Source organism: Celerinatantimonas yamalensis (genome assembly GCF_046054155.1).
GTDB lineage: Bacteria > Pseudomonadota > Gammaproteobacteria > Enterobacterales > Celerinatantimonadaceae > Celerinatantimonas > Celerinatantimonas yamalensis.
Window position 1 is genome coordinate 341684 of sequence record NZ_JBEQCT010000002.1, and the last position, 12016, is coordinate 353699.

Consider the following 12016-nt stretch of genomic DNA (forward strand, 5'->3'; position numbering starts at 1 on the left):
TTTACTCACGTAAATTCCATTTTATTTTATGGTGTTAGTTGATGTTATCCAGTGTTCTTTCTAAACGGCAACGAGTCGGTTCCACGTTACTGCTAATTTCGCTATCGCTGGCATTAAGCGGTTGTCAGAAACAGGCGCAAGCCAGCAGCGCACAAGCGGCTTATCAACATGCTGCTACTCCGGTGACGACCGTCACCCTTAAATCTCAAAACATTCCATTAACAACGATGCTTTCTGGCCGTTTGTCAGCACTATACACCGCTGAGGTACGTCCACAGATTGCGGGTATTATCCAAAAACGATTATTTAAAGAAGGTTCGCAGGTTAAAGCCGGCCAGCTTCTCTATCAGGTCGATGATGCGACCTATCGAGCAACCTATGAGCAGGCAACAGGGACGCTGTTACAAGCTCAAGCCCAGTTGCAAGCAGCTAAAAGCAAAGCATTCCGCTATAGCAAACTGGTTAAAATTAAAGCAGTCAGCGAGCAGGATTACGACGATGCAATGGCTAGCGTAGCTGAGTATCAGGGGCTGGTAAAAACCGATCAGGGAGCACTTGCGTCTGCACTGATTGATCTGCAACATTGTCGGATTAGCGCGCCGATTAGTGGTTGGATTGGCTCATCATCGGTCACGCCAGGCGCTCTGATTACCGATGCGCAAACAACAGCGCTGGCGACTATTTACAATTATGATCAAATGTATTTGGATGTAACTCGATCCAGTAATCAATGGCTGCAATTGCATCAAGCTCTGAGCAAGGGAAAACTCAGCGGCAAACAGCAGGCTAAAGTGAAAGTGATACTGGCTGATGGTTCTACTTATCAACATCTGGGAACGCTGCTGTTCTCTGGTATAGATGTGGATGCAACCACTGGCTCGATTACATTACGTATTCAGATCCCCAACCCACAACATTTGCTGCTCCCTGGTATGTTTGTGAGTGCAACACTCAATGATGGTCTCTCACCGAATGTCTTTTTGGTTCCTCAGTTAGCTGTTCAACGTGCCAGTAATGGTCAGGCCAGTGTCTGGACGGTTGTGAATGGTAGGGCGCATAAGGTCGTCGTTCAAATTGAACGTGCTTATCAGGGAGATTGGGTAATTAATCAAGGCATTAAAGCAGGCGAACAGGTTATTACACAGGGATTTAGCCATCTCGTTGAAGGTGCGCCGGTGGCCGTGGCCAAATCCGGACAGGGAGCATAACTGATGGCGAAGTTTTTTATTCATCGACCTATCCTCTCCTGGGTTATCGCCCTTATTATTATGATGGCAGGCACATTTACCTTAACCTCATTGCCTGTAGAGCAATATCCTACCAATATCGCGCCACCATCAGTACGGATTAAAGCCACCTATCCGGGTGCTTCTGCTCAAACGATTACAAATACCGTGACGCGGGTAATTGAACAGCAATTGAGTGGCATTGATAACCTTTTATATATCTCATCTAAGAGTAATAACGCTGGCGAAGCGACGATTACACTGACCTTTAAGCAGGGAACTAATCCAGATACGGCTCAGGTGCAGGTTCAGAATAAGGTCGATGAGGTCAAATCATCGCTTCCTAAGACAGTTCAAAATGAAGGCATTGAGGTTTCCAAATCCAATGATAGCTTTTTGATGCTGATCTCATTGACTTCTAAGGATAATCGCTACTCTTCGGTTGATTTGGGAAATATTATTGCCAAACAGCTGGAAGACCCGATTACTCAGGTGAACGGTGTCGGTGATGTCTCATTGTTTGGCCCTGAACATGCCATGCGGGTATGGCTTAATCCGGTCAAAATGAAAGCACTTGGGATTACCACCACTGATGTCGACGATGCGATTAGTAATCAGAACGTTCAGCTCTCTGCCGGACAGGTGGGCGGCGCCCCGGCCACAAATACGCAAGCGATCAATGCAACTATCACGGCCGATTCGTTGCTGAGCAGTGCGAAACAGTTCCGAAATATTTTGTTGCGGGTTAATAGTGATGGTTCGAAAGTGCTGCTTAAGGATGTTGCGCGTGTTGAAATAGGCGCCAACAGTTACGTTTCGGCATCTCGTTACGACGGTCAGACTGCCGCATCATTGGCGATTAAACTAGCCACTGGTGCAAATGCGCTGAAAGTAGCGACCGCTATTCGAAAAGAAATGAAAGTGCTGACCGCGCAGCTACCGAGTGATGTCGTTGTTAGCTACCCGTATGATACTACCCCGTTTGTAAAAATTTCGATTGAAGAGGTGGTCAAGACACTGTTTGAAGCGATTGTCCTAGTGTTTTTAGTGATGTATCTGTTTTTACAGAACATCCGGGCGACACTAATTCCAACCATCGTTGTGCCTGTAGCGCTGCTGGGTACTCTGGGTGTTATGCAACTGTGTGGTTCCTCAATCAACGTATTGTCGATGTTTGCTATGGTATTGGCCATTGGGCTGCTGGTCGATGATGCTATTGTGGTGGTGGAGAATGTTGAGCGCATTATGCATGAGGAGGGGTTATCGGCCAAGGCAGCAACGACCAAGGCGATGTCTCAGATTACCGGCGCATTGATTGGTGTAACGACTGTATTGACGGCGGTATTCATCCCGATGGCGTTCTTCTCCGGTTCCACGGGGGAGATTTATCGGCAGTTCTCGGTCACAATTGTGTCGGCCATGCTGATCTCTGTCTTTCTGGCTTTGACCTTTACCCCAGCGCTGTGTGGTTCACTACTCAAAAGCGGTGCCCAGACGCGTCATAATCGGGGCTTCTTTGGCTGGTTCAATCGGATTTTTGATCGCACTCTGCATCGTTATACCAACGGAGTACGACATGCGGTTGGCCGCTCCCAACTGAGTCTGGTCATTTATGCGGTGATGGTTGCGATTGTTGTTTATCTTTATATCAACATGCCAACTTCTTATCTGCCCGATGAAGACCAGGGCAATGTGATGGTCATGGTTACTGCCCCAGCTGGCACACCTATCGCCAAAACGAGCCAGTTGATGAAGCAGGTTGAACATTATTTTCTAAAAGAAGAATCCGCGACTGAAAAAATGGTGTCACTTATCGGGTTTAATTTCAATGGCTCAGGACAAAACAACGCAATGGCGTTTGTAACCTTAAAAGACTGGTCGAAACGAGGTGCCAATGAAAGTGCATCGGCTATTGTCAGTCGGGCTAACCGCCATTTTGGTGGAGATGTTGCTGGCCAGATTTTTGCGATTAATCCTCCGGCTATTCATGCTCTGGGGAATCAAAGTGGTCTTGACTTTGAGCTGATAGACTTGGCAGGTCGTGGACACGTCGCTCTGAAAAAAGTCCGCAATCAATTGATGGTTATGGCACATGAAGAGCCAGCTTTGGGGATGATTCGCTCAGCTGGGCTGCCAGATACGATGCAGTATCATGTGCATATCAATCGCCAAAAAGCGAAGGCTCTGGGATTATCGATCTCCGATATCAATAACACGTTGGAAACAGCTTTTGGTTCGAGCTACGTCAATAACTACCTCGATGGTAGCCGAATTGAGAAGGTCTATGTCCAGGCCGATGCACCATACCGAATGATGCCAAGCGATATTAATCAATGGTATGTACGTACTAGTAGCGCCACTGCCAGTAGCCGTAATGGATATGATGGCGATATGGTGCCTTTCTCCGCCTTTGCCAACGGTCACTGGACCTATGGCCCACCACAGTTGGAGCGCTATAACCGCTCAGATTCAATGGAGCTGACCGCTCAAAGTGCTCCTGGCTATAGTACGGGCGATGCAATGGCGGCAATTGAGCATATTGCGACCAAACTGCCTAAGGGATATCTCATCGAGTGGACCGGGCAGTCTTACCAAGAACGTATGGCCGGTTCGCAGTCACTCTATCTGTATGGGATCTCACTGCTGGTGGTCTTCCTGTGTCTAGCAGGTCTCTATGAGAGCTGGTCGATTCCTTTATCGGTTATTCTGGTCGTTCCCCTTGGGGTACTGGGGGCATTGATTGCGGCCGATTGCCGCGGTTTGTCGAACGATATCTACTTTAAAGTGGGATTACTGACGACTATTGGTCTGTCGACGAAAAATGCCATTCTGATTGTTGAGTTTGCCAAAGATCTGCAAGCTCAGGGGAAAGATATTGTCAGTGCCGTCGTGGAAGCAGCCAGGATGCGTTTGCGGCCCATTCTGATGACTTCATTGGCTTTCATTTTCGGGGTACTACCATTAGTTGTTAGTACAGGCGCCGGTGCGGGTAGCCGTCATTCCATTGGTACCGGAGTGAGTGGTGGGATGCTTGGAGCGACTATTTTAGCGATTTTCTTGGTTCCAGTATTTTTCGTGGTGGTCCGCAGACTTTTCCGAGAACACCATCATCAGGTTGTAGATAAGGAGTAATCGGATGAAAATAACCCCCACGCTATTCGTGCTAATACTGACCATGCTGTTAGCTGGTTGCTCGTTTGAACCGGCTTTTCATAAGCCTGTGGCCCAGATGCCGAAGCAGTATCCTGCCGACAGCCCTTCGGCCGGGGCAACTGCTTCGCAAGGTACGCTGCTGGACTGGCAAGGCTTTTTTGTTGACCATGATCTGAAGACATTGATCACATTGGCACTGAAACATAATAAGGATCTGCAGACAGCGGCTCTGGATGTGGCAAAATATCAGGCGGAGTACCGGATCTCCAGAGCGAATCTAGCTCCGCAAATTGATCTGTCGGCCAGTTCAACTAATAAGCACAGTACAGGAGCCACCAGCCACAGCGATTCATTGACTGTTGGAACCTCATCATGGGAGCTCGATTTTTTCGGTCGTTTGCGTAGTCTTAAACATCAGGCTTTGCAGCAATACCTAGCCACTCAGGCATCTGAGCAGAGTACCCGTATTTCGCTGATTGCCAGTGTTGCCACCGATTATCTGCAGTTGCTGGCTGACCAGCAATCATTGCGCTTAGCGCAGCAGGCGGTTGATGATTACCGACAGGGCTATCATTTAGCCGAGCAAACGCTGACTGTTGGCAGTTATACATTAACTGATGTGAATACGGCGAAAGCAAACTTGGCCAGCGCTCAGGCGGATGTTGCGGCCTATCAACAGGCGGTCGCAGAAGATTGGCATAACCTTGCACAGGTGATGGGAACATCTATTCCGGATGGGATCCGTCAACGTGCACCTGTTGATCTGTTGACTAATCGTTTCACCACTCCGATTCAGGCGAAATTACCCTCATCGCTGCTGACCAACCGACCCGATATTATTGCAGCGGAACACAATCTGAAGGCAGCAAATGCGAATATTGGTGCTGCCAGAGCGGCATTTTTCCCGAGCATTTCGCTGACTTCATCAGCAGGGTTTGCTAGCTCATCACTGGGTAATCTGTTTCATTCGGGAAGCTGGACTTTTACACCATCAATTTCGTTGCCAATTTTCGATTTTGGTACTAACCAGGCTGACCTAGATGTCGCCAAAATTGAGAAGAATCTTGAAATTGTTAACTATCAGCAGACCATTCAGACTGCCTTTAAAGAGGTAGCCAATGCACTTAGTGACCGCAAAGGGTATGCACAGCAATTTAAATCGAACCAGAATTACTTGGATGCACTGTCCAGTCAGTATCAGCTTACTCAAACCACTTACCATGTGGGGACAGATAGTCTCTATGATCTGCTTAGTGCAGCGGAGTCTTACCACAGTGCACAGGTCCAACTGGTCAGTGTACGCTTAGAGCAATTATCTAATCAGATCACGCTCTACAAAGTATTAGGTGGTGGCTGGAAGCCTCGCTCCTGAGTCTCTCTTAAGCGGGCGTTCAGCCCGCTATTTTGTAGCAATATGCAAGATCGTATTGATATAATCAGTTGGCGATAATTCACCTTAGATCGGGTTAAACCAGCATAAGATTAGTGCTTTCTAACAACTCAAACTCGTGAGCTGTTAGATCTAAACTTGGCTTCGTATCTTTAAAGCAATAGCCTATCAGCTCACCCAACAGATCCAACATAAACCGTGCAGGCTTCGACGGCGTGAGTGCTCGATGTAAGAGATATTCTTGAGTTAATCATTCACTGTATCAATAATAAAATACTTTTTGTAGTAAAGCCCTAACCCATAATGCGATGAACTTTTCCTTCATATTTTTACGGATAGTTGTGATGAATTCACGCCTTTATCTAGCGATCCCCCAGTCAAATGTTGACTAATTTAACCGGAAATTTGGATAACACATTGAAGTAAAAGAGGAACTAATTACTCTCACCTTGATCCGATCATTTGACCAAGACTGATAAGACCAACTAAGCAACGAGCATGGATAAACTCATCGAAGCCTGCGGTGATGTCGATGACTTTTGCCAGCTATTCATCGAAAAGTGGCAACTCATCGAAAGTAGAACAGTTAAGCGACGTCGAGCGTATCGGCTTTCTCTTGCCGAGATCATGACAATTATCATCGACTTCCATCAGCCCCACTATCGCGATTTCAAAAACTATTATCCGCACTACGTTTGCCACAACTTGGAAGGTCACAAAGAGCGACTAAGCGTGACTATCCGAAAATGAAGAGGCAAAGTTCCGGCTAAATGCGCTGACCGAACTGCAACATCACGGGGTTAAAAACACCCCTGCTTGCACGGATAGCCTAAAAGGTTTCCCATATGCCATTAATACCGTTTTTCCTGAGGCAAAGGTACAGCATTGCATTGTGCAAAGATCTGCTACTCAGAGTGCATATCCCTTGGAAAGACTGAAATCAACCTCTCATCCACCGAAGAAAAAGCGTTACTGACGCTCGAACACTTCGAATGAAACATCTCCCTCAAATCAGCCACTCATAGCGTGCTCACTGGAACAATTTGAATCAACGACCCAAGTAACATCGGTAAAGCGATTTACATGACGAACACCATCGAGGCGGTGTACACCGTCAGAGCGAGAACAGCTTGCTTAAGCTGCAGTATGCTAGGATATAAATGCATCTAAGAAATAGACAATGCCAATCCAGAATTGGAATATGGCATTGTCTCAGGTGATTCACTTCGATGACGTCTTAGATATCTAGCCAAAATTAGCTGGCACAGAATTCTGAACGTACTCATTCGAATAACCGTTTAATGGATTACATGTAAACTGAGGTAGTTACACAAAGTTATTCACAGATTCAAATTTATTTAAATTGAGGAAGATATTCCTTATTTATCTCTATCATTTCATCTAGAATTGTTTTAGTAATACTTCCCTTCCTGACCAGTGGATTAATTGTTAATGCTTGGAGCGCGGCACCATAGTCTCCCTCTACCCCTGCTTTTACAGTTAATTCTTCAAAGGCTTTTTGTAACTGTAATGTCCCTCGAATCGCTGGATTCTCAATCGGAGCGACATTTAATGGATGTGCACCTGAGGATGTAATTAACGATGTGACCTCAACAGCACAATCAAATGGAAGTTCTGAGATAGTACCATTGTTACGTGTATTTACATGCATAAGTATGCCTTTGTTATTGTAAATACCGTTAATCAGTTCACATGCAGCATCAGAATAATAAGCACCACCGCGTTCTTCTAGCTGTTTTGGTTTGACATCAAGATTAATATCTTCATATAAATTGAATAATTCTTTCTCAATTTCTTGAACTTCTTCACCTCGAGTAACAAAGTTTTCGGAATCCATTTCTTTGTGCTCAGAATCATCCTGCAAATAATAGTACTGATGATAACCACAAGGTATTGCGCCAAGTTGTTTGAGTTGCTCTGGAACCCATACAACTTTACCAAGGTTTTTGGGTAGTTCGAAATCATCTCCTTCACACATTCGATTGATGACTTCTTTAATATGATCTTTTCCTTTGCTATCCCAAATATGGAATGCATGAATAAAATGGTTTATGCCAGCAAACTGCACTTGAACTTTTTCCCCAAGTAATTCCTCGATGCCGTATTGAGTGATAACAGGGACATTACACAAACCAATAACTTTAACGTTGGTATGCTTTAATACAGTTTCAGTAATAATACCCGATGGATTAGTAAAGTTAATAAGCCATGCGTCTGGACAAATTTTTTCAATATCGCGGCAAAGATCCAGTGTGACTGGAATAGTTCGCATTGCTTTTGCAAACCCACCGATACCATTTGTCTCCTGGCCAATCATCCCATATTTATGTCCAAGACGTTCGTCTTTAATTCGAGCAGGGATCATGCCTATTCTCATTTGAGAACACACAAATGATGCACCTTCTAATGCCTCAGTGCGGTTGAAGGTAACAGTCAGATTAATTGGCAAACCCGATTTTTGAATCATCCGTTTAGCAAACGCACCAACGGTTTCAACTTTATAGCGGCCGTCTTCAATATCAAATAGGAAGATATCTGTAATAGGCAATTCATGATATCGGTTAATAAATCCTTCAACAATTTCGGGCGTATAGCTGGAGCCGCCACCAATAATAGCAATTTTAAGCATCTTTATTCTCCTTACTTAAACGATATAATTCAACCAGTTCAGTTGCAATTTCCTTACATAACATGCCATTCATAATGTGATCTTGGATGTGTGTTAGAATCAGTGTCATAGGGACTTTCCCTTTACCTTCATCCATACCTATTAACTCTGTCTGGCATTTATGGACTTCTTTGAATATTTCATCTGAAATCTTTAACTGATTAATTGCTTCCGAAAAAGAACCTTCACGAGCTTTAAAAATAGCTTCCATAGCCGCGCTTTTAGCAGCACCTGCTTGGCAAAGCAAATTCATTAAATATTCTTCATCAAGGATAGAGCTAGTTTCCATAATTAAACCTATAGCTATAGTTTATATTAGATTGTTTAGTTCGAAAGTTGTTGTTCCGCCTCTTCTTTTAGCAATGACTCTTCATATATCTTAAAGAATGGGAAATATATAATGGTCGCAATAGTAAAGTTAATCGCAATAACTAGCAGAGCTTGAACTGACCAGTTTGTTGCCCACATGGCACCAATCGGTGATGGGGTAGTCCATGGCGGGTAAATAACAATTCGAGAGAGTAGTTCAAATTTAAATGCAAACCATGCTACTGTACCACAAACTAGAGGTGCCAAGACCCATGGAATAAAGAATATAGGGTTAAGAACGATAGGAGCACCAAATATAACCGGCTCATTTATATTAAAACAACCTGGAATTAATGATAATTTCCCAATTGATTTTAAATGCATTGAGCGTGACCGCAAGAATAGTAAAACTAACCCAAAGGTAGCGCCTGATCCCCCAATCTGAATAAAGAAATCAATTAATGGTTGAGCAAAAATTGTTGGTAGTTCTGTTCCTGGAGTACCTGCGGCAAGAGCTTGCTGGTTAACAGCTAAATTTGATAAAACAAACGGCGCTATCACCCCACTAACAATCGTTGCTCCATGGACACCTGCCCACCATAGAATTTGAGCAATGAGTGTAATCATCAAAACAGCTCCTAGAGTATCAGAAGCAGAAACAAGTGGTTTGAACACGTGCATTATTAATACAGGAATAATCATCCCAGTTTCATTGTAAACAGCCAAACTCAATGGATATACAACGATCATTACTAAAGCTATTGGAATCAGTAAGTCAAAAGATTGCCTAATTTTATCAGGAACTTGCTCCGGCAATTTTAACCCAATGTTATTTTTTATTAAGAAATGCATCATCTCAGGAATAAAAATCCCGATGATCATTGCGGTAAAAATTCCTGTCCCCCCCATATTGGCTACAGGTAGTGCTCCATTAGACATAGGGGCTGAAAGCATTAAAAATGTTACTAGTGACAAGAGACCCGCTAGAAATGGGTTAAGTTTTGGATAGTTTTTAGCTAAATTATAACCGAGCCCAGTTACTACCCATAATGCCATTATCCCCATAGTATAATTAAATGGAGCCATAATTTCATTATGGTGTTTCGCCGCAAAAACAGTCCAAAAATTCACTGTTTGTTTTGAAAACGGAGGGTACGCAATAATAAGTGCAAACGAGCCAACAATAATAAATGGGATAGCGCCAATAAAGGCATCCCTAACTGCCATGACGTGTCGTTGGCCCCCAATTTTACCTGCAAAAGGCGCAAGATGTTCTTCTAAAAAATAGAATATTTTGTTTTTCATAAGACACCCAATAATTAGATTGTTGACAAGGCTTGATTCAGAATTGATTCGCCATTAAGCATTCCATAAGCTTTCATTTCAATTTTGTAGCATTTTTTCCCTAATTCCTCGCATCGTTTGTTAAAGTCTTTAAATTTATAACTGACTTGCGGAGCGACCATACAAATATCATTGAGTGGTAACATATCTTCAAATTCAGAGATTGAATAGGCTTCAATAACAACATCAATGTTTTTTTCAGCTGCCACTTTTCTCATATTGTTAACAACCATCGATGTTGACATTCCTGCTGCACAACATAAAAAAATATTAATACTCATAATAAGTCCTCTTTAAGTATGGTTTATAAAATAATAGTTTTCTAACGTGCATAAAATTCATAACTGTACTGGTTTAATCGGAAATAGTTAATGCTGTACTCAAATATATCTTTCTGAGCATATTCTCCAATTGAAATAACTTTAAGAAGCGGATGATTAATTCTGACATTAAGAATTTTACTTAACCTCTTATCTGCTAATTCAGGTGATATAATCTGTTTATTACCATTTATATTTATCCCTTTAGAACGAATATAATTATATTTTGAACCTGACATGACGCTAACTGTCAAGTCAGGGAATAAATTTAATGGAAGATAAGTTCGTTCAAAAATTTCAGCTTCATCATTAATATATCTGACACGCTCAATATGATAAACTTGTTCCCTTGGTTGCAAACGAAGTCGCTCAGCAACCATTGCATCAGGATGAATTATTTCGAATAACTCTACATGTGTAGTCAGTTCTTTTCCTTGGGATTGAATCTCTTCCTGAAAGCCTTTTAATTCTGAAACACCATGAATGGCTGATTTGTTTTTCTTGATATATGTCCCAGAACCTTTGATACGCACAAGCAAATCCTGCTCTGTCAACAAAGCTAGCGCCTTACGTAAGGTCATTCTACTTACATCGTAAATTGCACCAAGCTCCACTTCGGTAGGAAGCATATCGCCTTCTGAATAGATTCCTTCGTTAATTTTTTGAATTAAATCATTCGCAATTCTTATATAAATAGGTTTCATATGCTTTTTATCAATCTCAATAACTATACATATAATATACATACCATCTTGAGTATGTATAGCATTAGTACACATTTACGTGTAAATTTTGCGACATTAATCGCATAATATAATATCGATTTATTCTATCTATATGATAATAAATGATTTTATATTTTAAGAGCATGATCGATTAGATCGTTATTGTGTTAAATGAAGATTCTTACGGTATAGCGAATCCGCTGCTCTTTGATGAGAAACTCTAGGATGGGTGACACGAACTGGTTGCATGGGGTCGTAGCCCAAATGCGAATGATGCTGGTGATGGAGAGAGAGGTAGCCCAGATAGCTCTGGATATGTTCGCAATCATCTGAAACAACAAGTATTCTCGGATCAGTAAAAGCTAGTGAGTCCACTGGAAAAAGCTCAATACATTCTTGGTTACTCGCCCGATATCCGCAAGGTCATTTCTACCACAAGCATCATCGAATCGTTAAATAGCGAGACATGCAAGACGATCAAAAACGTAAAATATTTACGTATGATCAATCAACTAAAGTAATTTATCTGGTGGTAGAGGATGCTTCGGAGAAATTGGCCTTCCGCTGATGATAAAGCTGCATTGAAACTCACCGGCCAACGCTATCGCGTTTGGTCTCGCTTCGCTCGACTTCGAACTTGAACGCAAGCCGTCACCCGCACGACACATACAACATACTGTTTTAGTGGGATAATGATAACCAGAGTCACTTGAAATTGGCGGATCATACCCGATAAAGATGAGCACTACGAAATTGTCATCATCCTCTGATAGTTAATAGCGTTTTTCTATCTGTGTAGTTATCGACGTCGATTGCGTGACAAACAGCAACTATATTTGATGATTGGCAGCGCATCTCGC

At 42.9% G+C, this 12016-nt stretch carries 8 protein-coding genes and 2 pseudogenes; 4 read left to right on the forward strand and 6 right to left on the reverse strand.

What is annotated here, in order from left to right:
• Nucleotides 1–41: 41 nt before the first annotated feature.
• From ABUE30_RS06105 to ABUE30_RS06115, 3 genes are read left to right on the forward strand one after another with little or no spacing between them, the layout of a single operon-like run.
• The gene (locus ABUE30_RS06105; protein ID WP_408622827.1) at nucleotides 42–1208 is read left to right on the forward strand and encodes an efflux RND transporter periplasmic adaptor subunit; all 1167 of its coding nucleotides are present in this window, start codon (nucleotides 42–44) and stop codon (nucleotides 1206–1208) included.
• A gap of 3 nt (nucleotides 1209–1211) precedes the next feature.
• A complete protein-coding gene (locus ABUE30_RS06110; RefSeq protein WP_408622828.1) occupies nucleotides 1212–4358 on the forward strand; it encodes an efflux RND transporter permease subunit in 3147 nt (1048 codons plus the stop codon).
• Between the two features lie 4 nt (nucleotides 4359–4362).
• Nucleotides 4363–5751: an efflux transporter outer membrane subunit gene (locus ABUE30_RS06115; protein ID WP_408622829.1), complete on the forward strand. Its 1389-nt coding sequence runs from the start codon at nucleotides 4363–4365 to the stop codon at nucleotides 5749–5751.
• A 94-nt stretch (nucleotides 5752–5845) separates the two neighbouring features.
• On the opposite strand, the pseudogene ABUE30_RS18540 reads toward ABUE30_RS06115, so the two are convergent.
• Nucleotides 5846–6115: pseudogene (locus tag ABUE30_RS18540) on the reverse strand (transposase); the annotation flags it as partial.
• Nucleotides 6116–6267: 152 nt separating this feature from the next.
• On the opposite strand from ABUE30_RS18540, the pseudogene ABUE30_RS18545 reads away from it, so the two are divergent.
• Nucleotides 6268–6664 (forward strand): annotated as a pseudogene (locus tag ABUE30_RS18545) (transposase); the annotation flags it as partial.
• 459 nt (nucleotides 6665–7123) lie between these two features.
• Here the strand turns inward: ABUE30_RS18545 and ABUE30_RS06125 are convergent.
• From ABUE30_RS06125 to ABUE30_RS06145, 5 genes are read right to left on the reverse strand one after another with little or no spacing between them, the layout of a single operon-like run.
• Complete coding sequence (locus ABUE30_RS06125) at nucleotides 7124–8419, reverse strand: 6-phospho-beta-glucosidase (protein ID WP_408622830.1); 1296 nt, start codon at nucleotides 8417–8419, stop codon at nucleotides 7124–7126.
• Nucleotides 8412–8747, reverse strand: coding sequence for a PTS lactose/cellobiose transporter subunit IIA (locus ABUE30_RS06130; protein ID WP_408622831.1), 336 nt, complete (start codon nucleotides 8745–8747; stop codon nucleotides 8412–8414). The genes ABUE30_RS06125 and ABUE30_RS06130 overlap by 8 nt, the downstream gene beginning before the upstream one ends.
• A 35-nt stretch (nucleotides 8748–8782) precedes the next feature.
• Nucleotides 8783–10072, reverse strand: coding sequence for a PTS sugar transporter subunit IIC (locus ABUE30_RS06135; protein WP_408622832.1), 1290 nt, complete (start codon nucleotides 10070–10072; stop codon nucleotides 8783–8785).
• Between the two features lie 14 nt (nucleotides 10073–10086).
• The gene (locus tag ABUE30_RS06140; RefSeq protein ID WP_408623190.1) at nucleotides 10087–10386 is read right to left on the reverse strand and encodes a PTS sugar transporter subunit IIB; all 300 of its coding nucleotides are present in this window, start codon (nucleotides 10384–10386) and stop codon (nucleotides 10087–10089) included.
• 47 nt (nucleotides 10387–10433) lie between these two features.
• Nucleotides 10434–11135, reverse strand: coding sequence for a GntR family transcriptional regulator (locus tag ABUE30_RS06145; protein WP_408622833.1), 702 nt, complete (start codon nucleotides 11133–11135; stop codon nucleotides 10434–10436).
• Nucleotides 11136–12016 lie beyond the last annotated feature (881 nt).